Origin of the sequence: Acinetobacter sp. MD2(2019), from assembly GCF_035615615.1 — a bacterium.
GTDB lineage: Bacteria > Pseudomonadota > Gammaproteobacteria > Pseudomonadales > Moraxellaceae > Acinetobacter.
On record NZ_VTDU01000009.1, the window covers coordinates 1 to 26,285 of the forward strand.

Annotated in this window: 31 protein-coding genes, 4 tRNA genes, 3 pseudogenes and 1 other annotated feature; of the genes and pseudogenes, 15 read left to right on the forward strand and 23 right to left on the reverse strand. The window is 38.4% G+C overall.

Annotated features, from left to right (window positions below):
* The 4 genes from I2F62_RS06415 to I2F62_RS06430 all read right to left on the reverse strand — a co-directional run.
* Positions 1-127: transposase (locus I2F62_RS06415; RefSeq protein WP_324625581.1), on the reverse strand; the 127-nt coding region annotated here is incomplete at its 3' end.
* Between the two features lie 66 nt (positions 128-193).
* The gene (locus I2F62_RS06420; protein ID WP_324626198.1) at positions 194-490 is read right to left on the reverse strand and encodes a hypothetical protein; all 297 of its coding nucleotides are present in this window, start codon (positions 488-490) and stop codon (positions 194-196) included.
* A 278-nt stretch (positions 491-768) separates the two neighbouring features.
* On the reverse strand, positions 769-1,176 hold the full coding sequence (locus I2F62_RS06425) for a hypothetical protein (protein WP_324626199.1): 408 nt from the start codon (positions 1,174-1,176) through the stop codon (positions 769-771).
* A gap of 198 nt (positions 1,177-1,374) precedes the next feature.
* Positions 1,375-2,594, reverse strand: a protein-coding gene (locus I2F62_RS06430; RefSeq protein WP_324626200.1) for an IS3 family transposase whose coding sequence is annotated in 2 segments (ribosomal slippage) — positions 1,375-2,318 and positions 2,318-2,594 — 1,221 coding nt in all. Because the reading frame shifts where the segments join, the coding sequence is not laid out codon by codon here.
* Positions 2,205-2,319, reverse strand: a sequence feature (AL1L pseudoknot). Its footprint overlaps the gene before it by 115 nt.
* 50 nt (positions 2,595-2,644) lie before the next feature.
* On the opposite strand from I2F62_RS06430, the gene I2F62_RS06435 reads away from it, so the two are divergent.
* From I2F62_RS06435 to I2F62_RS06450, 4 genes and pseudogenes are all read left to right on the forward strand, one after another.
* Positions 2,645-2,908 (forward strand): hypothetical protein, encoded by a 264-nt coding sequence (locus I2F62_RS06435; protein WP_324626201.1) that lies wholly within the window; start codon positions 2,645-2,647, stop codon positions 2,906-2,908.
* Positions 2,909-2,926: 18 nt separating this feature from the next.
* Positions 2,927-4,222, forward strand: a complete 1,296-nt coding sequence (locus I2F62_RS06440) for a type VI immunity family protein (protein WP_324626202.1) — start codon at positions 2,927-2,929, stop codon at positions 4,220-4,222.
* 30 nt (positions 4,223-4,252) lie between these two features.
* A pseudogene (locus tag I2F62_RS06445) lies at positions 4,253-4,369 on the forward strand (IS1 family transposase); the annotation flags it as partial.
* A 39-nt stretch (positions 4,370-4,408) separates the two neighbouring features.
* Positions 4,409-5,026 (forward strand): alpha-ketoglutarate-dependent dioxygenase AlkB, encoded by a 618-nt coding sequence (locus I2F62_RS06450; RefSeq protein WP_324626203.1) that lies wholly within the window; start codon positions 4,409-4,411, stop codon positions 5,024-5,026.
* A gap of 64 nt (positions 5,027-5,090) precedes the next feature.
* Here the strand turns inward: I2F62_RS06450 and I2F62_RS06455 are convergent, their stop codons facing one another.
* The 8 genes from I2F62_RS06455 to I2F62_RS06490 form a co-directional block, all read right to left on the reverse strand.
* On the reverse strand, positions 5,091-5,699 hold the full coding sequence (locus tag I2F62_RS06455) for a septal ring lytic transglycosylase RlpA family protein (RefSeq protein WP_324626204.1): 609 nt from the start codon (positions 5,697-5,699) through the stop codon (positions 5,091-5,093).
* A gap of 284 nt (positions 5,700-5,983) precedes the next feature.
* On the reverse strand, positions 5,984-6,985 hold the full coding sequence (gene mltB, locus I2F62_RS06460; RefSeq protein WP_324626205.1) for a lytic murein transglycosylase B: 1,002 nt from the start codon (positions 6,983-6,985) through the stop codon (positions 5,984-5,986).
* Between the two features lie 13 nt (positions 6,986-6,998).
* Complete coding sequence (gene rodA, locus I2F62_RS06465; RefSeq protein WP_324626206.1) at positions 6,999-8,141, reverse strand: rod shape-determining protein RodA; 1,143 nt, start codon at positions 8,139-8,141, stop codon at positions 6,999-7,001.
* Positions 8,142-8,266: 125 nt separating this feature from the next.
* Entirely contained in the window at positions 8,267-8,917 is a 651-nt protein-coding gene (locus I2F62_RS06470; RefSeq protein WP_324626207.1) for a hypothetical protein, read from the reverse strand.
* Positions 8,918-8,942: 25 nt separating this feature from the next.
* The gene (gene queF, locus I2F62_RS06475) at positions 8,943-9,758 is read right to left on the reverse strand and encodes an NADPH-dependent 7-cyano-7-deazaguanine reductase QueF (RefSeq protein WP_324626208.1); all 816 of its coding nucleotides are present in this window, start codon (positions 9,756-9,758) and stop codon (positions 8,943-8,945) included.
* Positions 9,755-10,528, reverse strand: a complete 774-nt coding sequence (locus tag I2F62_RS06480) for an ABC transporter permease (RefSeq protein ID WP_324626209.1) — start codon at positions 10,526-10,528, stop codon at positions 9,755-9,757. The genes queF and I2F62_RS06480 overlap by 4 nt, the downstream gene beginning before the upstream one ends.
* On the reverse strand, positions 10,525-11,460 hold the full coding sequence (locus I2F62_RS06485; protein WP_324626210.1) for an ABC transporter ATP-binding protein: 936 nt from the start codon (positions 11,458-11,460) through the stop codon (positions 10,525-10,527). The genes I2F62_RS06480 and I2F62_RS06485 overlap by 4 nt, the downstream gene beginning before the upstream one ends.
* Before the next feature lie 280 nt (positions 11,461-11,740).
* Positions 11,741-11,816: transfer RNA gene (locus I2F62_RS06490), tRNA-Arg, on the reverse strand.
* Between the two features lie 520 nt (positions 11,817-12,336).
* On the opposite strand from I2F62_RS06490, the gene I2F62_RS06495 reads away from it, so the two are divergent.
* The gene (locus I2F62_RS06495; RefSeq protein WP_324626211.1) at positions 12,337-13,941 is read left to right on the forward strand and encodes an isocitrate lyase; all 1,605 of its coding nucleotides are present in this window, start codon (positions 12,337-12,339) and stop codon (positions 13,939-13,941) included.
* A 57-nt stretch (positions 13,942-13,998) separates the two neighbouring features.
* Here I2F62_RS06495 and I2F62_RS06500 read toward each other — a convergent pair whose 3' ends face one another.
* Together I2F62_RS06500 and map are read right to left on the reverse strand one after the other, a co-directional pair.
* The gene (locus I2F62_RS06500; RefSeq protein WP_324626212.1) at positions 13,999-14,310 is read right to left on the reverse strand and encodes a hypothetical protein; all 312 of its coding nucleotides are present in this window, start codon (positions 14,308-14,310) and stop codon (positions 13,999-14,001) included.
* Between the two features lie 154 nt (positions 14,311-14,464).
* Positions 14,465-15,292: a type I methionyl aminopeptidase gene (map, locus tag I2F62_RS06505; protein ID WP_324626213.1), complete on the reverse strand. Its 828-nt coding sequence runs from the start codon at positions 15,290-15,292 to the stop codon at positions 14,465-14,467.
* Positions 15,293-15,771: 479 nt separating this feature from the next.
* On the opposite strand from map, the gene rpsB reads away from it, so the two are divergent.
* The 7 genes and pseudogenes from rpsB to I2F62_RS06540 all read left to right on the forward strand — a co-directional run bounded on the left by rpsB (position 15,772) and on the right by I2F62_RS06540 (position 20,184).
* Positions 15,772-16,518, forward strand: coding sequence for a 30S ribosomal protein S2 (gene rpsB / locus I2F62_RS06510; protein WP_324626214.1), 747 nt, complete (start codon positions 15,772-15,774; stop codon positions 16,516-16,518).
* Positions 16,519-16,653: 135 nt separating this feature from the next.
* A complete protein-coding gene (gene tsf / locus I2F62_RS06515; protein WP_324626215.1) occupies positions 16,654-17,529 on the forward strand; it encodes a translation elongation factor Ts in 876 nt (291 codons plus the stop codon).
* A 70-nt stretch (positions 17,530-17,599) separates the two neighbouring features.
* On the forward strand, positions 17,600-17,770 hold the full coding sequence (locus I2F62_RS06520) for a hypothetical protein (protein WP_324626216.1): 171 nt from the start codon (positions 17,600-17,602) through the stop codon (positions 17,768-17,770).
* A 3-nt stretch (positions 17,771-17,773) separates the two neighbouring features.
* Positions 17,774-18,106, forward strand: a pseudogene (locus I2F62_RS06525) (DUF3465 domain-containing protein); the annotation flags it as partial.
* A 125-nt stretch (positions 18,107-18,231) separates the two neighbouring features.
* Entirely contained in the window at positions 18,232-19,071 is an 840-nt protein-coding gene (locus tag I2F62_RS06530) for an AraC family transcriptional regulator (protein WP_324626217.1), read from the forward strand.
* A gap of 82 nt (positions 19,072-19,153) precedes the next feature.
* Positions 19,154-19,867: an AzlC family ABC transporter permease gene (locus I2F62_RS06535; protein WP_324626218.1), complete on the forward strand. Its 714-nt coding sequence runs from the start codon at positions 19,154-19,156 to the stop codon at positions 19,865-19,867.
* A complete protein-coding gene (locus I2F62_RS06540) occupies positions 19,864-20,184 on the forward strand; it encodes an AzlD domain-containing protein (RefSeq protein ID WP_324626219.1) in 321 nt (106 codons plus the stop codon). The genes I2F62_RS06535 and I2F62_RS06540 overlap by 4 nt, the downstream gene beginning before the upstream one ends.
* Before the next feature lie 38 nt (positions 20,185-20,222).
* Here the strand turns inward: I2F62_RS06540 and I2F62_RS06545 are convergent, their stop codons facing one another.
* From I2F62_RS06545 to I2F62_RS06560, 5 genes and pseudogenes are all read right to left on the reverse strand, one after another.
* Positions 20,223-20,675, reverse strand: coding sequence for a DUF962 domain-containing protein (locus tag I2F62_RS06545; RefSeq protein WP_324626220.1), 453 nt, complete (start codon positions 20,673-20,675; stop codon positions 20,223-20,225).
* A gap of 81 nt (positions 20,676-20,756) precedes the next feature.
* A complete protein-coding gene (locus I2F62_RS06550; RefSeq protein ID WP_420713736.1) occupies positions 20,757-21,152 on the reverse strand; it encodes a DUF2726 domain-containing protein in 396 nt (131 codons plus the stop codon).
* Between the two features lie 102 nt (positions 21,153-21,254).
* Positions 21,255-21,330 (reverse strand) — tRNA-Asn (locus I2F62_RS06555).
* 141 nt (positions 21,331-21,471) lie between these two features.
* Positions 21,472-21,543, reverse strand: a pseudogene (locus I2F62_RS13190) (hypothetical protein); the annotation flags it as partial.
* Positions 21,544-21,581: 38 nt separating this feature from the next.
* On the reverse strand, positions 21,582-21,818 hold the full coding sequence (locus tag I2F62_RS06560; RefSeq protein ID WP_324626291.1) for an ATP-binding protein: 237 nt from the start codon (positions 21,816-21,818) through the stop codon (positions 21,582-21,584).
* Positions 21,819-21,890: 72 nt separating this feature from the next.
* On the opposite strand from I2F62_RS06560, the gene I2F62_RS06565 reads away from it, so the two are divergent.
* Both I2F62_RS06565 and I2F62_RS06570 read left to right on the forward strand, forming a co-directional pair.
* A complete protein-coding gene (locus I2F62_RS06565; protein WP_324626221.1) occupies positions 21,891-22,343 on the forward strand; it encodes a hypothetical protein in 453 nt (150 codons plus the stop codon).
* A complete protein-coding gene (locus I2F62_RS06570) occupies positions 22,344-22,580 on the forward strand; it encodes a hemagglutinin repeat-containing protein (protein WP_324626292.1) in 237 nt (78 codons plus the stop codon). It abuts the gene before it with no gap.
* A gap of 319 nt (positions 22,581-22,899) precedes the next feature.
* Here I2F62_RS06570 and I2F62_RS06575 read toward each other — a convergent pair.
* From I2F62_RS06575 to I2F62_RS06590, 4 genes are all read right to left on the reverse strand, one after another.
* A tRNA-Asn gene (locus I2F62_RS06575) sits at positions 22,900-22,975 on the reverse strand.
* Between the two features lie 5 nt (positions 22,976-22,980).
* Positions 22,981-23,056: transfer RNA gene (locus tag I2F62_RS06580), tRNA-Asn, on the reverse strand.
* 250 nt (positions 23,057-23,306) lie between these two features.
* The gene (locus tag I2F62_RS06585; RefSeq protein ID WP_324626222.1) at positions 23,307-23,933 is read right to left on the reverse strand and encodes a superoxide dismutase; all 627 of its coding nucleotides are present in this window, start codon (positions 23,931-23,933) and stop codon (positions 23,307-23,309) included.
* 138 nt (positions 23,934-24,071) lie between these two features.
* On the reverse strand, positions 24,072-24,830 hold the full coding sequence (locus I2F62_RS06590) for a Nif3-like dinuclear metal center hexameric protein (RefSeq protein WP_324626223.1): 759 nt from the start codon (positions 24,828-24,830) through the stop codon (positions 24,072-24,074).
* A 167-nt stretch (positions 24,831-24,997) separates the two neighbouring features.
* Between I2F62_RS06590 and I2F62_RS06595 the strand changes: the two genes are divergently transcribed.
* Positions 24,998-26,173, forward strand: a complete 1,176-nt coding sequence (locus I2F62_RS06595; protein ID WP_324626224.1) for a S1C family serine protease — start codon at positions 24,998-25,000, stop codon at positions 26,171-26,173.
* The last annotated feature ends 112 nt before the right edge of the window (positions 26,174-26,285 follow it).

Below are 26,285 nucleotides of genomic sequence, written 5' to 3' on the forward strand. Positions count from 1 at the left end.
ACTTCCATTTGTAGAACGTTGCCGTACTCATACCGTGTTCACGACAAAGATTCGGTACAGGCGTGCCAGATTCAGCTTGTTTTAAAATACTCATGATTAAACTGTCTGAATATTTTGATGTTTTCATAGAAAATCTCCTTGGACAAAGGTTAATCGATTTTCTACTTTTAAACTCGCTTAATTTGCGGGAGCATTACCAGTAGATTTGCATTTCAATTTTCTCTCGCTCGTAATCATTTTTAATTTTTCTAATTTCAGATAGATTATCTTTCATGACCTTATTAGAATGTTCTTTATCTCTAAAATTTAGGTTCTGAATTATATCTTTATATTTTTTAATAATGACTTGATCTTCTATAGAAAGATTCTGACTTTCCTTATTACTTTGAGTAGCCTTTACTTCACCATCACTAGAATCCAGTTTATTAGATGAAGAAGCCGTATTTCCAAGTATCAACAAGATGGCTATGGTCTTAAAAAAATATTTCATTTAGTTTCTCTAGTTGCTGACTTCAAAGTAAAAGTATGGGTTGTAAAGCTAGGAATCGGTGTAACTATTCCCATATCGGCTTTTTTTACAGCGGTTTTGGAACAAATTGCCAACAAAAATGGTTAATAAGTGAGCGTTTTTGAGATTTTACTAACTTCAAAAGAGCTTCATTTTTAAAACTATTCGCAATTTCTGCGGATAAAAGTGTGGGTAAAAAAGAACAACTGTAAGCTAAATCACACATATTCACAGCTAATGAAGCTTACTGGAAAGTACTTTTATTTATCGTCAATGGAAACGATAAATTTATCTGTTTTATGAATATCTCCTAGCATCGCAGAAAAGATACCTTGACATTGCAAGTTAATCTCTTTTACATTATTAATGTTTTTAGGATTACATATACCCTTGTCATTATTTTCACAATAACTTACTATAAAATCTATTCTATTATTTTGAAGCTCCTTAACATAACCATATAAGAGTTGACTCTTGTTGTTAACATCTTTGCAATCCATTTTTTTTGAAGATAATTCTTTAATTTCATTTAAATCATTTTTATTAAAATACATAGAAAAATTCAATACATTATTATTTTTATAAATATTATCTATTTTAGAAAAAGAGATATGTTTAGTACAACCAGTTAATAAAATTGCGCCAATTAATACCAAATATTTTTTCATTAGACCACCTTCTTTAACTCATATAGAAGAATATCTGCCTCAGATATATGATGTGTGCTGAATTAGCAGGAGACTTTCACTTGGGAGATTTTAGGCAGCCAACTTGCAAAAGTCCTCTGCCATTTGATTTGGTGTCTTAAAATCCAGTCCTTTTTGAATTTGAACCGTACCGAGTTTATCGGAGACAGTTTATCTAAGTTAGGCCACCTGACCTAACGGATTCATCTTAGCATAGTACGTCGTTTCATATTCAAATGGTGATACATATCCAATTGCACTATGTAGCCGTTTTTTATTAAACCAATCGACCCAATTCAATGTTGCTAGTTCAACATCAGATAGACCTGTCCAATCAGATTTCAAATATTCAATCACCTCCATTTTGTATAAACCATTCACTGTTTCAGCCAAAGCATTATCGTATGAATCACCTGTAGTACCAACAGAGGCTTTTACATTCGCTGCTTCTAGGCGATTGGTATAGCGAATCGACAAATATTGCACGCCTCTATCGGAATGATGAATCACATTCTTTGGCATACCTCGATCATGTAATGCTTGCTCCAGTGCATCGAGGACCATATCTGTATTCATACGTGTTGACACTTTCCAACCTACGATTGCTCGTGAAAAAACATCAATAATAAATGCCGTATAGACCCAGCCTGAATGGGTCTGAATATAGGTAAAGTCAGCGACCCACAGGTTATTAGGATGTTGTGCTGTAAAATCATGTTTAACTAAGTCATCTGCACGTTTTTGATCATCACGGCTACGTGTAGTTTGCTTATTCTTACCACGCCATACACCTTGTATATCAAGCTGTTGCATTAATCTAGCAATACGGCAACGAGCAATGGCATAGCCTTCTTTCTTCAATTGCTCCCAAACTTTACGAACGCCATAACGACCCGAGCTATCACGCCATATTCGTTTAATTTCTTCTGCATAATGTTCATCATGCAAAACTCGTTTAGAACGTTTATCGGGATGATCATTGAGGTATAAATGCCGATAGTACGTTGAAGGAGTGATTGGTAATATTTTGCAAATACCTTCAACGCTATACCGAATTTTATTGTTGTGAATGAAATCGACCATTATTTGCGTGGGCGGTCGAGCTCCGCCTGGGCGAAAAAAGCGGCTGCTTTACGCAGGATTTCATTTGCTCGTTGTAGTTCTTTATTTTCACGCTCAAGTTTTTTGATGCGTTCTTGATCAGACATCTGTTGAACTTTGGCAGGATTTTGGAGATCAAGATGCTTCTGATACCAAACACGTAATGTTTCAGGTGTACAGCCAATTTTAGGAGCAATAGCAGTGATTGTAGCCCAAGTTGAAGGATAATCTTTTTCGGATTCTAGAACTAAGCGAACAGCTCGTTCTTTGATTTCAGGAGTGTAGTTTGGTTTTTTCATCGGAGTAGTTTCTCAGGAAAAGTGGTCTCTGACAAACTCGGTACGATTCAATGCTCGGTGGTCTGGGTAAATTGATTGCCCCACCATCTCAAAAAGTTATTTTTCAGCGTAAGCTTGTACCTCTTCAAGAATATCAAAGCATGATGATTCCGATTACTGCAAGTGTTGGTATCGTAGGTGCATTTATTTGTGCAACAGTGGTTTTAGCAGGGGCAGTTGGAGGTACAGTTGCTACAGCAGGAGCAATTGGAGCAAGTGAAGCAGTTGGGGGGGGCTTACTGATTACAGGCTTTGCAACTTTGGCACATTCATAAAATAAGGAAAAGACCATCATGATCAACAGCTATGCAGATTTAGAGCCTTATTTAAAGGATTTTCAGTGGTTGGAGCATAAAAAAGACCAACCATCTTTATTTATTACAGGTGCTGAATTTCAGGCACATTTTTTATATTTTTCAGGACATACCCCTGAAAAACGTCAAGCTTTAGCTGAGTGTATCGAAGCATTTAATCAACATTATGCCGAACATTTCACATGGGGAGCTTATGTCAATGAAAAAGGAAAGGGAAAATATTACGATATTTCCGAAATGCCAAATATTCAAGAAGCTGTTGCTAAGCACACCCATCCCGATGATCAAATTGAATGGTATTGTGCCTCTGGTGAACGTGATGAAGCACCTGAATATATGATTAATGCTTTTACCAATCGAGGTTGGGAAGGACATATATTGGAAAGTTCATCTTTGATTTTTCATGTTCCTAATCAAATAATATTCGATGAAAAACAAAAAAAAATCCTTATGGGATTAATTCAAATGTGTATTGATAAACTCGGCGTATATCATGCTACAGCAGGATTTCAAGGAGTTTTGCCTTATAAACCTATCGGTGTTGGTGATTACTCGTTAGCTCAAGGTGAACGCTTTTGGGGAATCTATCAAGGCGCAAGTATAAGAGAAAGGGGGAGGATTCGGGATGGAATTAAAAGTATCGATTGGTTAACCTACATTAGTAACACTTTAGTACAGCGAATTTGTGAGGTTAAAACATTTCCTAAATATTGTGAGCATTTCAAGTTGAAGCCACAGCAACAGGCAGAAGGTTTTTTATTTCAACTCGAGAAGTTTCCTCAATTGTTACCAAGCAATCAGCCTGTTTTAGACAGTTATTACAATCTAAATAAAGCACTGCGTCCGTTAAGAAATGGCGCATATTGGTCAATTAGTTGGGACGTTGGAAATAATTATAAAGTTCTAGATGTTGAAGCCAGTCGTAAATGGATTCGTCGTTTGGACGCACCAGATATTTTTCCTGATCGTGGACATTATCAAGAGCATAAACCTCAAAAAAATAATATTTACTTAGAATCTGGGCGACCTTGTGAAATTGATGGTATCTATCGTTATGACGAACAGCTAGATTTAGATGGTCAGCCAATGTATGTAGGTTATGATAACCGTGATAACTATGAGCAAAACAATGCCGATGATTACCGCCAGCAAGTTATTTTGCTTAAAGGTGATATAGCACCTCGTTTTTTAGAGTGTTATGACCATATGGTTTTAAAGCAAGCTAAAAAGATTAAGTGGCATTTAGTCAGTGAGATTATTAGGTCTGATTCATAATCATAAGTAAGGGGGAATTCTTCTTACAGGAAAAGGCATCGCATCAGGCGAGGCTTTAGGGGAAGCTGCAACTTCTCTAAAAAGCTTGAGAATCATTTCAAAGCCTTTGATTTAGTCTTTTTTTACATCAATAATGGATTCGTTTAATGCCAGCATACTTTTTGAAACACTACCGTTTTTTTAACTATGCAACACAACCTCGATTTATTTGAGCAAGATCCGACAGAAAATTATTTACCATTTGATGGTACTGTAGAATATTTGCCACACTTTTTGACGCCTACAGCTGCCAATCAATTTTTTGAGGTTTTATTGCAACAGGTCTCATGGCAGCGTGATGAAGTATTTGTTGCAGGTAAATACATTCAAACCTCCAGAAAAATTGCATGGTATGCCGATCAAGCATTTTCTTATCATTATTCAGGCACAACCAAATATGCAAAGCCTTGGTTGCCTGAACTTTTCATCCTTAAACAGAAAATAGAGCAGGCAACAGGTGAACAATTTAATACCTGTTTATTAAATTTATATCATACAGGGGCAGAAGGATTAGGATGGCATAGCGATTCTGAGCCAGAAATAAGCCCTTCATCGGCGATTGCATCACTCAGCCTAGGGGTGGTACGTAAATTCGTCTTTAAGCATAGACAGCGAGCGTTTAAGGTGCAACTGCAACTTGAGTCTGGAAGCCTGTTACTGATGAAGGATCAAACTCAACAGTATTGGCAGCATAGCTTGCCTAAAATGCGCAATGTAGAGCAGGCGAGAATGAATTTAACGTTTCGTAAAATGCGAGATGAATAGGCTAAAAAAATAAAGCCACAAAAAGTGGCTCGTCAAATACAGTTGTTACATAGGAGTATTCTGATTAAGAATTAGGTCCGTCTACACGCTCGATGCTGACTTTGGCTGTACCAGAGTTAGTTAAGCCAATTTGTTTTGCAGCGGCGAAAGATAAATCAAGAACACGGTTACCGTGGAAAGGACCACGATCATTTACTTTAACAACGACACTACGGCCGTTATCTTTATTGGTCACACGAATATAACAATTTAACGGTAAGCTACGATGAGCAGCAGTTAAAGCGTTCATATCGAAAGTGTCACCACTTGCTGTCTTACGACCATGAAACTGACGACCGTACCAAGAGGCAATCCCTGTTTGGCTAAAACGACGTACAGTGTTTGACGCGACAGTATTTAATCTATCGATTACAGAAGGTTCATCTTCAGGGACTTCAACTTTAGCAGCCAAAGTTTGGCGACGGATGGTGTCACCTGAACGTTCGGTAATCGATAGACCATTTAACGTTGACAGACGGTTCGTCTGTTTTACATCTTTATTAATAACACGAGCAGCAAGACCAGAACTATCATTGTCGCTATTAAACGATGATGATTGAACCATATCTGCTTGTACCTGCGACAATGACAAACCAAGTGTAATTGCGAGCAGGGATTTTATGGGATATTGCATGAATAATCTCCTAAGACATTCGCTTGCATTCAATATAAATGCTTGAAAAGCAAGAGAAGCTGTCTAAAAATTGACTTGTTCAACTGCATTTGACGGATAGGATAATATTCATGTTGGTCTAAAAGTGTCTAGTCTTTATTGGCAAATAGTTACAAAAACAACAAAAATAGACAGAGTTTTGGTTAAAAAATAGACAAAATTGTAACATTTGATGAATTTTGCCTATTTTTAGTCCATTTAAAGCAAAAAAAAGCTTGCTTATTTAAAATTTTTGTAAATTTGACTTATCTTTCTGTGATTTCAGTGCCCAATAACCATACTGCCGTTGCGTACATTCTGCTTTTGTTATAAGTCGTGATCACTTGAAAATTAGGATAAGTGATGTAGTAAATTGGTGCATTATAATCTTGCAATTGAATGACATTTACAGGGTCAAATTCGTCTATTTTTACAATAGGATTGAGCGGAGTAATGCCTTTTTGTTGCAGCACGGCATAAGGGGTTGGCTGATTCAAATCCTTGGCAATGACTTCATCTGGCGTGGTGCCTGTATAGCGCGCCAAAAAGCCAATCGGTTGATTTCTTTGCCAACCTTGCTGAGCCAAATAATTGGCAATCGAACCAATCGCATCGACCGGTGAGTTACGTAAGTCGATATGACCATTGTTGTCGTAATCGACACCGTATTTACCAATATTACTTGGCATGAATTGTGGATAGCCAATTGCCCCTGCATAAGAACCTGTAATGCTGGTTATTGGATATCCTTCTTTATATGCCCATGCAATCAGTGCTGCAAGTTCATCTGCAAAGTAATCTGCGCGGCGTGGATAATTAAATGCAAGGGTAGCCAGTGCATCGCGCGTCATAATATTGCCACGATTACTGCCAAAGCCAGTTTCTACGCCTAGAATGCCTAAAATAATGGCTTGTGGAACGCCAAATTGTTGTTCGGCGCGGTTAAGCTCATCTGCATATTTGTTGCGAAAATTCACGCCACGTTGAATGGTACCTTCGGTTAAGAACATTTCGCGGTAGCTGTACCACGGTTTGCTTTCGCCGGGGCGTTGCATAATTTGTAAAATGTTGGGTCTGTTTTTCGCACCAAGCATGGCTTGATCCACTTGCGCTGCACTTAAGTTGTAGCGCTGCATGGTTTTAAGCTTAAAGCTTTCATAGCTTGGAGCATTAATAAATTCATTGGCCTGACAAAATGAAGTTGTAAAAACAGCACTGCTAGACAATGCAAAAATACCAAATGTTTTATTTAATTTTTTTCGCCACATAATTAAAATCCCGTTAGCGATGGGTGTGAATGGACATAACAATACCAAAAGAAGTCATGAGTGTAATAATGGCTGTTCCTCCATAACTCATAAACGGCAGTGGAACACCGACTACAGGTAAAATACCACTAACCATTCCTGCATTAACGAAAACATATACAAAAAACGACAAACCATATGCACTTGCAAGTAAGCGGCCATAGTTATGGAAAGATTGCATGCCAATTTGGAAGGTACGGCAAATGATTGCAAAATACAGCAAAACCAGCAGAATGACGCCAATTAAACCAAATTCTTCTGAATAGGCGGCAATAATAAAGTCGGTATGTCCTTCCGGTAAAAAATGCAGATGCGACTGTGTGCCTTGTAAGAAGCCTTTACCTGAAAAACCACCCGAACCAATGGCCGTTTTAGATTGAATAATGTTCCATCCGGTACCCAAAGCATCAGCTTCCGGATTGAGCAACGTCAATACGCGTTGACGTTGGTAGTCGTGGAGTAAAAATTCCCATGCCACAGGAATAAACACGCCAGCGCCAGCAATGGCTGCAAGAATAAGTTTCCAAGATAGTCCGCTTAAAAACAGTACAAAGATACCACTGCCGAGGACCAATAATGAAGTTCCTAAATCGGGTTGTTCAGCAATTAACACAAATGGAATAACAATGAGAACGAGGGTAATCAGCACTGTTTTTAAACTAGGCGGCAACGGTTTACGCGTTAAAAACCATGCGGTCATCATGGGCATGCCCAGTTTCATAAATTCACTGGGTTGTACACTGCCAATACCCGGTACGCTCAGCCAACGTTGAGCACCCATGCGAATTTCGCCGAACGCCTTGACTCCGACTAAGCAGATCACGCCAAACAAATAGAAATACGGTGAAAATGATTGGAATACTTTGGGCGGAATTTGGGCAATGGTTGCCATAACAACAAAGCCAATCCCAAAACTAATGGCTTGTTTCGTCACCATTCCCACGTCTTGTGCAGACGCACTATACAGCACCACTAAGCCTAACATGGCGTTCAGAATAAGAAATGAACACAACCATGGGTCAATGTGTAGGCGCTGCCATCGAGAAGGCTGCATTGCCGTGCTTAATCCATCGCGTGGCGCTTGGCGTAAAAATTTATATTGGGAACTTGGTGGCATAACAAGAAAAAGCAAGTGATTATCAGCATATGAATGCTAACATAATGTCATCACAAGGTAATGTATTATCTATTTTTTGCAATAAAAAACCTAGCCTAAGCTAGGTTTTCGATGAGTGGCTGCTGCTATTGAAAAAATAATTCATCATGATGCTGAGCCAAGACTTTTAGTTCATCTTTAGTTAGATGAACAAAGACTTTATCGATGGCGATATGCACGGCTTTAATTACGGCCGAACAGCCAATATCTGCAGCTTTTCGTTTAATCATGCCAAGATCTAAAGTACGATGAAAATCATGCATAAAGTGATTGACCGTAGCTTCTGCAAAAACTTTATAATTTTCTGCAAAGGCATGAATATCAATACGTTCACCGGATTGAATTTGCTGAAAATAATGCTTTAGGTTGGTCACTAATCTTGGGTCTAATGTTTCACCCATACGCAATTGACCTTGGGGGTCTTGAAATAGACTTTGCTCGGAAAAAGCAATCGATTGTTGCACAACGTCATTGCTGGCTTTACTTAACAGTTGTTTGAGTAAAACCGCCACGCTAGATTTAACAAAGCTTGCCAGTTTCTCTGCGGTTTCTTTTTTCTCACTTGGCGGAAAATGTCTGACCACGTTGGTTAAAATCGCATCGATAATTTCTTCATTGACGTGTAAGGCAATCTCATCTCGCAATGGATAAAGGGGAGATTTTGCATTTTTTTGGGCTATAGAAGTCTGAACTTTTTGCAATAAGTTCTCAGAAGGGATAAAACCAAAAAAAGCCATAACGATTCCTTTATTTGTGTGTCAATTATTGTCGTGCTAAGCGAACTGGCGCGCTAGGCAGCCAATCGAGGTCTGAAACGCGGCAAGGATTAATATCTAAACCACCTCGGCGGGTGTAAGCTGCGTAAACCATCAGTTTCTCGGGCTGCAAAATTTGCCAAATATCGGCAAAAATCTGTTCAACACATTGTTCGTGAAAACCATTGTGTTGTCGATACGAAATAATATACGCCAATAAACTCTCTAAACATGGTTTTTTACCATGGTAGCGAATAAAAAGGGTTCCCCAGTCTGGCTGTCCAGTTACAGGGCAGTTACTACGAAGGAGATTCGAATAGAACTGTTCTTCAATAATAGGCGCGTCTGCATCAAGTTTGAGTAAACTGGCATCGGGATGCTCAGAAAGCGTGCTGGGTTGTTGTTGGTCTAAACAGATTCCCTGTGGTTCAGACACCGACAAATGGTTCGCATCAATTAAGCTTAATGTGACTTTCGCTTCCGCGGCTTTAGATAAATCTTTTTCAACCGTTTCAATAAGCTGTTCTGTTGATGCAAAACGGGTGAAATTTAAGCTGTTAAAGTAAAGCTTCAGCGATTTCGATTCAATTAAATTGGGCGATGTGGCAGGCAAGGTTAAACGACCAATGGCAACTTGGGGTAATCCATAGCTATTTAACCAAGATAACTCAAAGACATGCCACCAATCTTGACCTTGTACAACACCAGCAACATCACTATATGCACTACGTGATGGCGCACGTTGAATTGGAAATAAAATGTCTGGTTGGTATTCAGTTGGGTAAGCGGTATCCTTACCCAATAACGATTTTTCTACGCTCATTCACGGATTCCTGAACCACGTGCCAATAAATAGTATGCAAAACTATAAAAAACGACACAAAATAAACTAATAATAATGAGAGAAAGGCTCACATTAATATCGCTATGACCCAAAATGCCGTAACGGAAGGCATTGACCATATAAACAATCGGGTTAAGCAGCGATAGTTTTTGCCAAAAAGGGCTTAACGAACTAATGGCATAGAATACACCACCTAAATAAGTCAGTGGAGTTAAAACGAAGGTTGGAATAATTGAAATATCATCAAATGAGCGGGCATAAAAGGCATTAATAAAGCCTGCAATTGAAAATAATAAACTGGTAATAATGACGGTATAAACCGTTACAAAGAGGTTATTTAAATGCAAGTCAGTAAAAAATAGGCTGACTAAGGTTACAATAAAACCCACCAAAACACCGCGACAAACGCCACCAATCACATATCCCCATAAAACCAAACTTAACGGCGTAGGGCTGACCAGTAATTCTTCAATGCTGTGTTGAAATTTCGCGCTATAAAAGCTAGAACAAACATTGGCATAACTATTGGTGATGACCGACATCATGACCAAGCCGGGCACAATAAATTGAATGTAGCTAAAACCACCCATTTGACCAATGCGAGAACCGACCAAATTACCGAAAATAACAAAATATAAAGTCATGGTAATTGCAGGCGGAAGTAAGGTTTGTGGCCAAATTCTTAAAAATCTGCGGACTTCTTTTTGCACTAGCGTCCACAGTGCGATTTGCAATTGCGTCAAGTTCATGCGTTGGCTTCCTGTAGATTCTTTTCGACCATGCGCACAAACAGCTCTTCAAGGCGATTGGTTTTGTTACGCATACTTTGCACTTGAATATTTAGGCTTTCAAATAATTGAAAAATCTCATTTAAACTATGTGATTTATCCATTTTGACTTCTAAAGTCACCGGGTCAATTAAGTTTAATTGAATGCCAATTAATTCGATGTGAATCGGCTCAATTGGTTCTGCTAAATCGAAGATAAAAGATTCTTCATTGAGCTGGCTTAAAAACGCCTTCATGCTGGTGTCTTCTTTAATCACGCCATGATCAATAATTGCAATTTGGCGACACAGACTTTCAGCTTCTTCTAAATAATGCGTGGTGAGAATAATCGACGTGCCTTTTTGGTTAATTTCAACCAAAAAATCCCACATCGAACGTCTCAGTTCGATATCTACACCGGCGGTCGGTTCATCTAGAATGAGTAGTTTAGGTTCGTGCATCATAGCGCGTGCAATCATTAAACGGCGTTTCATACCGCCAGAAAGCATACGTGTTTGAGTATCACGTTTTGTCCATAAACCTAATTTTTCTAAATAGTATTCTGCACGTTGTTCGGCAACTTTTTTAGGAATACCGTAATAACCCGCTTGAGTCACTAAAATATCTAAGGTTTTTTCAAAATGACCAAAATTAAACTCTTGCGGTACAATTCCGAGTTGTTGTTTGGCACGCGAGCTTTGAGTATCTAAGCTGTGCCCAAAAATTTCGACTGTGCCGGCAGTTTTTTTAATCAGCGAGCTAATAATGCTAATCGTGGTTGATTTTCCTGCACCATTTGGCCCCAATAAAGCATAAAACTCACCTTCAGGAACGGTTAAATTGATGCCTTTTAAGGCTTGAAAGCCATTTTTATAGGTTTTAGATACGTCTTTGAGCATTAAAGCATGCGTCATATCGTTCTCTCAAAATAAAACTTCCGACTATTGTGAGCGATCTTGAGGCATAAACCAAGTCAACCAGATAAAACTCTCTGTTTCATTTGCATAAGAACAATAATGAAAATGCTGTAAGCGCGAGTATGTAGTGGCTGAAGTTTATAATTTTTTTAAATAGCATTTAAGATGAGGTAGAGACTTAAGTTCAGGAATATAGCAGTATGTTAAAGTGAGGTGTAATAGATTGTGGTGAAGATATTTAAAAATATTATTATAATTCAGTGGTTTATGTGGTTTTTGGTGCGCTCAGCGGGACTCGAACCCACGCCACAGGCTTCGGAGACCTGTACTCTATCCAGTTGAGCTATGAGCGCATCGGAAGCCATCATAACAAAAAAAAATATAAGGTAAAGCTTTAAAATGCGCACAGATTTTTTATGTTCATCCTTTAAACAATTCAGTTATCTTTATTTTGAGTTGGAATCAGCATAATTTGCATGTCATTTGATTGGCTGTTATGCAAAAAATTATATGCTGAATTGTTAGAAAATTGATGATTATTTCATCAAGGTATATAAAATACAAAAACATGAGCCGTGAAAACAGGCGTAAATGTAAAAAAATGACTGATCAGACCATAGTCTAGGTTCTAGATTCTAACTGTAAGTTGTGTTTTTTAAATCATTAAAAATCAATAAATTAAATTTTTATAACTTCATTATAATACGACTTTGATCTACATATTTTATAAATAAATGGTGAGGATTCCTTTGAAATATTGGATTTAATTGTGCTTCGGTTTTACTCTGAGATTAGGAACAGAATATGATCAAAAAATAAACTTGATCATGCGTGATGCCACTAAACAGTTAAGAACTAAAAAAGGAAGCAACGATGACAACTTATCAAACAGCAATTGATGCCATTCGCGAATTAAAAGCAAAATTTGGCAACACTTGGGCTGACATTAGCCCTGAAGATGCAGCACGTATGCAACTACAAAACCGCTTCAAAACTGGTTTAGACATTGCAAAATATACCGCAGCAATTATGCGTAAAGACATGGCTGAATATGATGCAGACCATAGCAAATATACGCAATCACTGGGCTGCTGGCATGGTTTTATTGCACAGCAAAAAATGATTGCCAATAAAAAATATTTTGGCACTACAAGCAAACGTTACATTTATTTATCGGGTTGGATGGTTGCGGCGCTTCGTTCAGAATTTGGCCCATTACCAGACCAATCCATGCATGAAAAAACCTCTGTTGCCGCACTAATTGGCGAAATTTACACCTTCTTACGTCAAGCCGATGCCAAAGAACTCAACGATTTATTTCGTGCTTTAAATAAAGCGAAACAAACGGAGGATTCTGCAAAAGTTGCTGAAATTACAGCGCAAATTGACAACTTTGAAACCCATGTTGTGCCAATTATTGCCGACATTGATGCTGGTTTTGGTAATGAGGAAGCAACTTATTTACTTGCGAAAAAGATGATTGAAGCCGGTGCATGTGCGTTACAAATTGAAAACCAAGTATCTGATGCTAAGCAATGTGGCCACCAAGCCGGTAAAGTGACTGTACCTCATGCCGATTTTATCGCTAAAATTCATGCACTTCGCTATGCATTCTTAGAAATGGGTGTGGATGAAGGCGTAATTGTGGCACGTACCGACTCAGAAGGGGCAGATTTAACCCAAAGCATTCCCGTAGTTAAAGAAGCAGGTGATATCGCATCTAAATATATTAGTTATTTAGACACCCAAGAAATTGATATTTCTGAAGCTACGGATGATGAAATTTTAATTAAACGTGACGGTAAGTTGCATCGTCCAACCCGTTTGGCTTCGGGCTTGTACCAATTCCGTGAAGGTACGCAAATTGACCGTGTGGTATTAGATTGTATTACCAGTTTACAAAATGGCGCAGATTTACTTTGGATTGAAACACCAACGCCAAACGTCAAAGAAATTGCCCACATGGTGAATCGGGTGAAAGAAGTGGTGCCAAATGCCAAGCTGGTTTATAACAACAGCCCATCATTTAACTGGACATTAAACTTCCGTCAGCAATCTTACGATCGTTGGGTTGCAGAAGGTAAGGATGTGTCTGCATACGACCGCGCAAAATTAATGAGTGCAGAATACGATGCAACAGAATTAGCAGCAGATGCCGATGAAAAAATTCGCACATTCCAAGCCGATGCTGCGCGTGAAGCCGGTGTGTTCCATCACTTAATTACCTTGCCAACGTATCATACTGCGGCACTGTCTACCCATGAATTGGCACAAGGTTACTTTGGCGATCAAGGCATGTTGGCTTATGTTGCTGGTGTACAGCGTAAAGAAATTCGCGGTGGCATTGCCTGTGTGAAACACCAAGCAATGGCTGGTTCAGATATTGGTGATGATCACAAAGAAATCTTTGCAGGTGAAAATGCACTCAAAGCGGGTGATGACTCTAAAAATACAATGAATCAGTTTGCAGCGCACTAAGCCGCAAAACAAAAACACCACCTTATATAGGTGGTGTTTTTATTGTTTTAATGGTAATTACAAAATGCCGCCTAAAGATTGACAAGCATCTTTATAAATGCTGTATTGCTGGTTAATCACTTCATCTAGCGGAACGTTAAACAGACGATCGCCATCTTTATATTGTTGTAAATAATCTTCAGATTTTTGCTTGCTTATATTCAGCGTTTGCTGATGATAGCTACTAATTGGATTAGCTGAGCCTTGTTGTTCAATATTGTCACAGTGAAATCGCTTAATGATTTGTTCAGATTTTTTAATTTCATTTGATGTGCCAAAAAGGCAACCGGTTAAAAAAAAACTACAACCCAACAACACCAAGAATTTCATGTGAGATGATCTGAAGAAAAAAAGTTACAAGGAATTTAATTTTACCATAAGGTATAGTGTGAGCTAGGACACGCTTTTATTTTTTGAGTTATTTTTAAGCGAAAATTACAATTCAACACAAAGGGCAATTCAGCCCTTTGTGCTCGAACACAACTTATTGTTGAAAGCGGGATAAATCTTCTTCAGGGCGTGCAGTTAAAATTTCTACGCCTGTTTCAGTCACTAAAATAGTATGTTCATATTGCGCAGAAAGCTTATGGTCTTTGGTGACAACCGTCCATTTATCGCCAAGGGTTTTGGTTTGCCAAACGCCTGCATTAACCATCGGTTCAATGGTGAAGGTCATACCTGCTTCTAAACGCATACCGGTTTGCGCTGTACCATAATGTAAGACTTGTGGCTCATCATGAAAAACAGTACCGATGCCATGACCACAATATTCACGGACTACGCTAAAACGTTCAGATTCAACATATTTTTGAATTGCAGCGCCGACATCGCCAATATATGCGCCCGGTTTAACCACGGCAATTCCGCGATACATGGCTTCTTGGGCAACTTTGCATAAACGATTGGCTAAAATGGTGGTTTCACCACCAACCACATACATCATGTTGGTGTCGCCATGGTAACCATCTTTAATCACAGTGACATCAATATTTAAGATATCGCCATTTTTTAAAATTTTCGTTTCAGATGGAATGCCGTGGCACACCACATGGTTCACTGAAGTACAAATGGTGTGTTGAAACGCAGGGCGACCTGGTGCAGCACCATAACCTAAACATGCTGGAATGGCATTTTGAACATTCACAATATAGTCGTGACAAATCGTGTCTAATTCTAAAGTGCTTACGCCAGCTTTGATATGCGGTTTAATCATATCTAAAATTTCCGCTGCCAAACGCCCTGCAATACGCATTTTTTCAATTTCATCTGGGGTTTTAATTAATCGACGTGGCGCTTCGTAAGTACTGTTCATAAGACCTAAAAACTTTTGGTAATTTATATGCAACTATGGTATAAATATGCACCCATTTTATCAAATGCTTTTCGTGAATAATTTTAATTCATGATTAGTGGTTAAAATGGTTATTTAAAAATCCGCACATATGTCGACACATTGCTCTGGGTGCTTCAGGGATTGTTGTCACTTTATATGTGAGTTGCGTTGTCGGCTAAAATTTTTGCATGCGAGGCATGAAACGTAGGTAATGGTGTGTCCTTATCAAGTTTCATAACGAAGCATTAGGTAATTTTAGCCACAACCCTTCGGGACTAGGGCGTTTTTTGACGCTACAGCGTTATGAATACATTTTTTAGAATGCTAAATTTCATTATTCATGCCTTGTATCGCCTTAAAAACGACCTTTGTCGCAACCACTGATAAAGTGACAGCAATCCCTTGGGTGGAGGATGAGGACATATGGAGGCCTAACCCAAAATATTAAGGTAATGAAAATGGCAGATTACAACGTAAGCATGCGCGACCTTCTTCAAGCTGGCGCACACTTCGGTCACCAAACTCGTTTTTGGAATCCAAAAATGCGTCAATATATTTTTGGCGCGCGCAACAAAATTCACATCATCAACCTTGAGCACACTGTTCCTGCGTTAAATGATGCTTTGAACTTCGCTAACCAATTAGCAAGCAAAAAGAACAAAGTTTTGTTCGTTGGTACAAAACGTGCTGCTTCTAGCATCATCCGTGAACAAGCGCAACGTGCTGGTCAACCATATGTAGATCACCGTTGGTTAGGTGGTATGTTGACGAACTGGAAAACACTTCGCCAATCTATCAACCGTTTAAAAGACCTTCAAACTCAATCTCAAGATGGTACTTTTGCTAAGCTGACTAAGCGTGAAGCATTAGAGCGTACTCGTGAGATGGAAAAACTTGAGCGTGCTTTAGGCGGCGTGAAAAACATGGGTGGCTTACCTGACGCATTGTTTGTAATCGACGTTGACCACGAAGCGATTGCAATCAAAGAAGCTAAAAACTTAGGTATTCCTGTAATCGGTATCGTTGATACAAACTCTAACCCAGACAATGTTGACTACATCATTCCTGGTAACGACGATGCGATCCGTGCAGTAACCCTTTATGCTTCTTCAATGGCGAATGCAATTCTTGCAGGTAAAGAGTACGCTCAAACTCAAGCAAATGCACAAGCTAAAGGCGAAGAAGCTGCTGCTTCTGAAGCTTAATGCGTTTTGACGCAGGCTTGTCATTCTTGCGACATGTAATGGTGGCAAATTAAGCGTCGAGAAAAAGCAAACGGCTCAGAGTTTCTTTGGGCCGTTTTTCTTAAAAGATTTTTTCTACCTAATTTGGAGAACAACATGACTGCAATTACTGCAAGCATGGTAAAAGAATTACGTGACCGTACTGGTCTTGCAATGATGGAATGTAAAAAAGCTTTGACAGAAGCGAATGGTGATATCGAACTTGCGATTGATAACCTTCGTAAATCTGGTCAAGCAAAAGCTGCTAAAAAAGCAGGTAACATTGCAGCTGACGGTGCAATCACAATTGCTCAAGAAGGCAACAAAGCAGTATTGCTTGAAGTAAACTGCCAAACTGACTTCGTTGCAAAAGATGATAACTTTGCTAACTTCTCTAAAGCAGTTGCGCAAGCAGTTTTAGCTTCTGGCGAAACTGATGCAGCGAAAATTGCTGAATTAAAATTAGAAGATGGTCAAACTGTTGAAGAAGCGCGTATTGCACTTGTTCAAAAAATCGGTGAAAACATCCAAGTTCGTCGTGCAACAATCGTTGAAGGCGAAAACTTGGCAGTTTACAAACACGGTTTAAAAATCGGTGTTGTGGTTTCTTATGCTGGTGATGCTGAAACTGGTAAAGGTATTGCAATGCACGTTGCTGCGTTCAACCCAGTTGCGGTAACTGCTGAACAAGTTTCTGCAGATTTAATCGCTAAAGAGAAAGAAATTGCTGAAGCAAAAGCAATTGAATCTGGCAAACCAGCTAACATCGTTGAAAAAATGGTGACTGGTTCTGTTGAAAAATACTTGAACGAAGTTGTTCTTGAGCGTCAAATGTACGTAATTGACAACGACAAGAAAGTTGCTGACGTATTAAAAGCGACTGCAACAACTGTAGCTCAATTCGTTCGTTTCGAAGTGGGTGAGGGTATTGAGAAAAAAGCAGAAATGAGCTTCGCTGAAGAAGTTGCTGCTGCTCAAGCCGCTGCGCAATAAGTTTTATTGTGTCAAAAAAAGCTCCGTAAGGGGCTTTTTTTATTTATTTAAAAATATGAGGAATAGCAAAATGAATAAAAAAATTAATTATTTACTTTTTATTTTTGCTGCATTTTTAGCTGGCTATTATGCGTATTCTGCCAAATTTTCAAATTCGAAAATGAAAACAGAGCATGTCAATCATGAAATGCAACATCAGATTGTGTTGGGGGTAGATAAATCTGATCAAACTGATGCTTAACAAGGTTTGCAAATTATTGCGAATGCATTTGCTCAGCACAAAAGTAATGTGCAGGCACAGGCGAGTGGTAAAGTGAAAGCTATATTAGCTGATGATAACGAGGGTTTTCGTCATCAAAAATTTATTTTAAGTTTAGAAAATGGCATATCTGTTTTGGTTGCTCATAATATTGATTTGGCACCCCAGATTAAACATTTAGAAAAAGGTGATGTGGTTGAATTTAATGGCGAGTATGAATATAACCCGAAAGGTGGGGTGACTCATTGGACGCATCGTGATCCGAAAGGAAATCATGCAAATGGTTGGTTAAAACATAATGGTCAAATTTATCAATAAACTTGATTAATTCATGACCATAAAGTAAGTCATCATTTAATGTGATGTAGTTCTAACAGCAATTTTATTCTAGACACTCGTTTCCTACGTGTTAAGGTTTTATATAGACATCAATGAGATAGGCTATGTATCAAGAACAAGCTAACTATTTACATTTAAGTGAATTAGGTGGCTTAGAACTTTTAAAAGCACAATATCATCAGACGCAATTTTCTAAACATGTGCATGAAGGCTATTGTATTGGGGTCATAGAAGATGGTGCACAGTCATTGTTTAGAACTGGTGAACTGCATGTCGCACCGAAAGGCGATATTATTTTGGTAAATGCTGATGAAATTCATACCGGTTCATCGGCTGTTGAGTCGGGTTGGCGATATCGTGCAATTTATCCAACGCCTGAAATGTTAGCTGAGATTGCGCGGGATCTGTTTGTTAGCCAACATGGAGCGCCTTGGTTTCCTCATGCAGTTGTACGAGATGTTGGACTTGCACAACAATTATGTTTGCTATTTGATTTGCTTGAGCAAAAAGATAACTTTTTGCTTAAAGAAAGTATGTATTTGTCTACACTCAGCTATTTGATGTCCCGTCATGGGCAATATCAACGAAATTTAGTGAAGTTACCTGAAGCGCAAAATAAGATTTTAATGATTAAGGACTTATTATCTGCTTCACCTGAAAAAAATTATAGTTTAACTGAGCTTTCAAATTTAGTTGGATTAAGTTCTTGGCATTTTTTACGTCAATTTAAGCGATATGTTGGACTTCCGCCACATGGTTGGTTAGTGCAAGCTCGGTTGCATAAGGCTAAGCAGTTGCTAAAAAGTGAATATTCAATTTCTTCTGTTGCCTTAGCTTGTGGATTTTCAGACCAAAGTCATTTTAGTCGTCATTTTAAAAAAGCGATGGGAGTCACACCTGCGCAGTATATATTGAACCTCAATAGGTCGAATGGATCAACTTAAATAACATACAGCAATTTTGTGCAAGTCAAATTTTAAAAAGTAGGGAATAATTTTAGTTCATTTAGCATGAAATATAATTTGGATGAACAGCATGTCTTGTTCAGGTTCTTTATCTTTTAGAAAACGTCCGTTGTTTCAGGGTGTTATTGCGATCATGCCGCTTTCGATTGCAGTGGTTCCCTGGGGGATTTTGGCAGGTTCGATGGCTGTTAAAGCAGGGTTATCATTTGCTAAAGCATTTGCGATGTCCTCACTGGTGTTTGCAGGGGCAGCACAACTGGTTAGTTTAAGCATGGTGATGGAAGGTGCTTCTACGCTGACCATTTTTATTACGATATTTTTTTTGACCTCTCAGCATTTTATTTATGCCCTTAGTTTACGTCATCAGATTTCGGTGTTGGCTTTAAGGCAGCGTTTAGCACTTGGGTTTCTACTCACGGATGAACTATTTGCAGTCAGTTTGACTCCTGAAAACCGCCATTCAGAATTTATGCTCGGTGCAGGAATATGCTTTTATTTGTTTTGGGTCACTTTTAGTGCTGTCGGAATCTTACTTGCGCAAATGGTTCCAGATTTAATGAACTATCATCTTGATTTTTCAATTGTTGCAATCTTTATTGCAATGATTGTTCCTTTAATAACAAATTTAAAAGTGGTGTTGGCAGTTTTGGTGACTTGTTTAAGTGGTTTTATATTGCGAGTTTACCAAATAGAAGGTGCAGTTTTAATTTCTGGTTTACTTGGGATGATGACTCCTGTTGGTTTGGCGTATTTTTCTAAGGAGCGTGAAGAATGACATGGATCATGATTTTTACTTTAGCTGCCATCGTATTTTTGAATAGATCTATTTTCTTATCACCAAATATTAAAATTCGGTTTCCAAGTTTTATGGAAAGAATGTTGAAATATTCTGCGCCATGTTTGTTAACTGCAATCTGTTTTCCTGTTATTTTCTTTGAGGGGGAGCAGATTAGATCACTACCGACTAATGCTTATTTCTATGCAGCCATTTTTTGTATTATACTTGCTTATTGTCGGGTAAAAATTATTTATAACGTCATGATGAGCTTGTTGATATTTTACAGTTTAAACTTTTTGTTGAGTTCAAGCTAAGCTTTAGGCTACATCAGCCTAAAGCCTAATATCTTAAGTTAAGAGCTGGGTAGGTCTAACTGACGGCTTTTCCAGTTTGGAAATACTTTTGTGATATACGCATCCATACACCATAGCGGACCAATCAGCAAAAATTGTAAGTCTTTAAAGAAAGATGGTTTTTTACCTTCAATTTTGTGTCCATAAAATTGTCCAATCCATGCGGTGATAAACAGCGCCAAATAGAATCCTGTATCAACAGGTAGGATGTGAATGAGCCATGTCATGAGGAGCATAAGTATAGCCATGGCAATAGCTAAAACTACATCTAGTCGTGCATAGAAAATCAGGCTTAGGATGAGCAATAGCGTGGTCAAAAGTGCATTAAAATGAAACAGCAGTCCCATAATGGAAAATAAAATAGTGGGAACACAGATCCAATGAATTTTTTTGTTCTGAGGGTTTTGGTGGCTTTGGTTATATTCATCAAGCCATTCGTGAATACTTTTCATGATAAATTCCTTTTATCAACGATGTGCTGTCACAAGCAATAATTTAATACTTGAATGGAATAAAAGCAAATGCTGAAAGGGTTAGTGAATATCTTGTTGTAATTGTCGAATAGATGGAATTTCGGTGTAGCGAAAGATTTGATAACCGGCTTCAGTGAGCATTTTATCGCGAAATTTATCCTCCTCGGCTTTATTAAGATGCGTTGGATCATCAAGTTCAATAATCGCTTTGACCTGAAATTTGCTGTTAACCAAAACAAAATCGGTCACTTTACGATTGAATTGATTTCTAATTTTGTAATCGTTACTGGTAATTAAAGCGCTAAAAGCCACTTGCGTTAAAATATGGTATTGCGGGAAGGCATGGTTTAATTGTTTAAACATGCGATTTTCAAATGCAGTAATCAGCGGTCTTGCAAAATACTTTTGCTTTTTTTTAAGCTGTGTGTATAGCCCGACAATGCTTAAAATAACCAGAATGGAAATAAAGAAAAGGGGGGGAGATGACAATTGGCTTAGCACGAACTTACACTTTACTCATAAAAAAACCCACTCAAAAAAGAGTGGGTTTTATAATTTTGGCTCTCCCACCTGGGCTCGAACCAGGGACCTGCGGATTAACAGTCCGTCGCTCTACCGACTGAGCTATGGGAGAATATGGAAAAGGATTTTAGGCGGCAGTGCGGATTTGGTCAAGCATTTATGTGAAAAGAATACTAGAAATAGGTTTAAGTGTTGTAAAAATAAGCTTTTTTATTTTGATGCAAAATGAACCTTTACTTGGACAGCGGATTGGTTATTCTACTATCGTTTTACGCATTGATTCGCCTTGCAGGTTAAAAATATGAGAACGATGGATAATTTGGTCTAAGAGAGCTTTACCGAGTGTTTGATCTTCAAAATGATTTAACCACGTTTTGTTTCATATTGACTTGTAATTAAAAGTGATCCATGGTCAGTATGTTTGTCAATCACACTGATAAAATGAGCCATCCAATCAACTCTTACTTTAGATAAACCAAAATCGTCAAGAATGAGGAGCTGACAAGATAATAATTTCTTTTTGAATAAAGGAATTGTGCCTAATTTACTAAATGATCCAACTTTTAAGAACGTATCTGAAAAAATGACTAATGTGAATATTCTAGACTATAAAAGTTACATCTATTTTGGCTGTAAAACGAAGAAATATCTTCAAGCCCAAGGATGTACACCATGAAATTTTCAATAAAATTAAAGTTTATTTTATATTATTCATTTAGCCCATTTATAACAGGATTTATTTTATTTTTTATTTATGGAGTTAAGGACCTGATAAAGCTAGATGAAAAAAATAATATTCTTAGTATATTAATAGGTGCTCCTCTTGGGGCTGGATTAATAGCATTAATAATTTTTAGCATACCCGCAACAATTGTTGGATCAATTTTATATAAATTGAGACATTTCAATAAATTAAAAATGATCGTATCTTCAGTTTGTATTGGTTTTAGTATTCCTTTTTTCTTATTATATATACCAATGACTAATGACTGCTCTTCCGAAATGAAAAATTTTGGAGGTTTATTGAATTGTTATTACGCAGCTAGAAATATGGGGGTATTAGGAGGGATTACTAGCTTTATAGTCACATTAAAATTGATTTATTACCCACTTACAGCAAAATAAATTAAATCATTTGAGCGAAGTACCACTAAACGATCTGGCAATAAAAGCGAAGGCTTTAATGCTGGGGTGGTGATTAGCTATGGTAGCAGTGGTTTGGCATTTGGTATCACTGCGATGGGGAATGTTGGCAAAGGCGCGGGCAATGGCGATGAAACTAGCCATTTAAACAGCCAGACCAACATCAGCAGTTGCAATGCCACCAATATCATAAAAGGCAACTGGATGCCAAAGCACTAAATATTGAAAGCCTAAAAAACAAAGCGGATTATAAAAGCAAACAACAAAATATAGAGGGACAAGCCACAGTTGGCTTGTGTGGCGGAGCCTTAGTTTTGGGAGGGCGAGTCAATCGAATATCTCTGTGTTCATTTTAATAAGAATACGCATTTTGAGTCATCTGCCGATTTATTTTTATTGTATGCGATGTGTTGGAGTATTTATGAGTGATGCATTTGGATTTATAACTGCAATATTCAATGTTGCATTTACAAATGCTTGGGTGTTTTTAACTGCATAAAGAAAAAGCCCACTACATAGTAGTGGGCTTTTTGAATCTTGGCTCTTCCACCTGGGCTCGAACCAGGGACCTGCGGATTAACAGTCCGTCGCTCTACCGACTGAGCTATGGAAGAATAGATGGCTCTCCAACCTGGGCTCGAACCAGGGACCTGCGGATTAACAGTCCGTCGCTCTACCGACTGAGCTATTGGAGAATCTGATGCGCATTTTATGGAGTTGAAGCCACTTGGTCAAGCATTTATTTGAATAAAAACAAACGATTGTTTTATTTCTAGGCAAAAACACATTTTTTTGAAGAAATTGATTTTAAAAGCAGCAATTCATCTACGTTGAAAGAGATGTTATGGTTTAAAAGTAAGCGGTGGTATTTGTTATTTTTTAATCTGAATTGCCATAAAAAACAAAAGGGAGTATTAACTCCCTTTTGTTTTACATGCGGTGAAATTATTTTTCAACGCCTGCTGCTTCGCCTGCAAGTTTTGCATTCGCATAATCCCAGTTTACAAGGCTTTCTAAGAAAGTCGAGATGTATTTAGGACGTGCATTGCGGAAATCGATGTAATAAGCGTGTTCCCATACATCAATAGTTAATACAGCAATTTGACCATGTGCAAGAGGGGTGTCTGCATTGGCTGTTTTAACAATTGAAAGGTTACCATTTACTTGGTCTGCAACCAACCATGCCCAACCTGAACCAAATTGAGTTGTTGCAGCAGCAGTAAATTCTTCTGCAAATTTTTCATACGAACCAAATGCAGCATCAATTTTTTCAGCAATTGCGCCAGTCGGTTTACCGCCACCGTTTTGTGCCAAACAGTTCCAGTAAAACGTGTGGTTCCAGACTTGTGCAGCATTATTAAAAATGCCTGCTTTAGATGCATCACCCGCAGTTGCTTTAATAATATCTTCGAGTGATTGACCTTCTAAGTCAGTCCCTTTAATTAAGTTATTTAGATTTACGACATAAGTATTGTGATGTTTGTCGTGATGATATTCTAAAGTTTCTTTGCTGATGTGTGGCTCAAGTGCTTCATAACCATACGGAAGAGCAGGTAGAGTAATCGTTGTCATTTTAGTTCCTTGCGTTAGCTGGGTTAGACAATTAGAGGCAATAAGTTTAAAACATTTTTAGCTAAAATGCTTGTGTGATCAATAATGTAATACAAACTGTTTAAAAATAACAATTCTTTCCTACAAATTGGATATGGCTTAAATTGGATTGGCTAATTCAAAATAAGCATATTCAAGATCAAGCGCTTCGGCCAAAGCTTGGCCTAAACGTTGTACGCCAAATTGCTCGGTGGCATGGTGTCCACAGGCGAAATAATGCACGCCCATTTCCTTGGCTTCATAAAAAGTACGTTCACTGACTTCACCCGACAAATACGCATCGCAGTGTTGATCGGCCGCTTTGTTGATAAAGTCTTGTGCTGCACCCGTACAAAAGCCAATTTTTTGGATAGACGAAGTCTGCGCTGGTAAATGAATAATCTCGCGTTGAAATTTTTCTGTTAACCGTTGCTTAAATTCCTGTACAGGCATGGCTTGCTTTAAATAGCCAATATTGCCAATTGGGTGCTTTTCGCTTGGGTCTAATGCTTCAATATGTTCTAAATCTAATAATTCAGCAATTGATGCGTTGTTGCCATATTGTGGATGAGCATCTAAGGGCAGGTGATACGCAAGCAATGATATATCGTGTTGAATTAATTTTTTAATCCGCTCGCCACGCATGCCTGTAATGGGTGCAGGTTCACCTTTCCAAAAATAACCATGATGCACAAGCAATAAATCGGCTTGTTGTTCTATACAGGCGTCAATGGCGTCTAAAGATGCTGTTACAGCACACAAAATTTTGCGTACTTCAGTTTTACCTTCAATTTGTAGGCCGTTGGGTGCGTAATCTTTAAACTCTGAAGTTTTAAGCGTTTGGTCACACCAATGTAAAATATTGCTTAATGAAGCCATTTTAAGAGTTCCAAAATGAGTTGAAAGCGAAAATTTTTGTAATTCTGAACTATTGTAACGAATGCTAGACAAAACCGTAGTATTGTTTTTAGATTTCATGATTCTTTTCGGTCTAAAATAGAATTTACTTATTGATCAATTAATTAAAATAAATTGAGGGAAAAATTGTGCGTAAAGCCTTCTCGTGGTTGCCGTGGTTACTACTCATTGTAGTCATACTCGGCTTTTTAACATGGCAAAAAACACAAAAAATCAACGCGCCAATTGCTTCAGATGGCGTTCAAATGCCCGCGGAAAAACAACAGCCCCTTGTCGATAGTCATTCATCGGGTAGCGTGTCATCTTATAGTGCTGCGGTGAAAGTTGCTGCGCCTGCGGTAGTGAATATTTTTACCACCCAAAAAGTGGAACGGCACGATAATGCGTTGTTAAAAGACCCTGCATTTAAAAAGTTTTTTGGCGATCAAATCCCCGATCAACTGAAGCAAGATGAAAACAGTTTAGGTTCTGGGGTGATTGTTCGTTCCGATGGTTATATTCTAACCAATAACCATGTGGTCGCTCAAGCAGACCAAATTGTTGTGGCGTTATACGATGGTCGCCGCGTCGAAGCCAAAGTGATTGGTACAGATCCCGACACAGATTTGGCGGTCATTAAGGTGGATTTAACCGACTTGCCTGTTTTGCCATTTAAACAAACAGCCAGCGAAGTGGGTGATGTGGTTTTAGCCATTGGCAACCCGTTTGGGGTAGGACAAACCGTGACGCAAGGTATTATTTCTGCCTTAGGTCGTTCCGACTTAGGAATTAATACTTATGAAGATTTTATTCAAACTGATGCTGCAATTAACCCCGGAAACTCAGGCGGTGCGTTAATTGATGTAGCTGGAAACTTAGTGGGCATTAATACCGCTATTTTTTCACAATCGGGTGGTTCTTTAGGGATTGGTTTTGCAATTCCAACCAAAATCTGCGAGCAAATTTTTAATGCCATTTTAAAAGATGGTCGCGTCATTCGTGGTTGGCTAGGAATCAGCTTGGTTGCGGTACATCAAAATGATGGTTTATCGCCAAATCAAAGCGGTGTTGTGGTTGCAGATGTGCTGACTAATGGACCGGCTGCGCATGCAGGCTTACAAATTGGCGATCGCATTTTACAAGTGAATCAGGAAAAGATTACATCGCCATCGCATTTAATTAATTACGTTGCGCTACAAGCACCAAATAGCCGTGTACAGTTGTTGGTTGAGCGGAATAAGCAGCAAGTGAAGTTAGAGGTTACGGTGGGTGAGCGTAGAATAAAAAGCAATAATGCACAGTTTATTCCGTTGCCAAACCGTTAAGATTAAATTGTTTCAATGATTCAATGGCATATCAACGTGAACATAAAAAGTTCACGTTGATTCAAATTAATAATGCTGATGCACTTCATGATTTAAATGCTTTGGTTCTGCT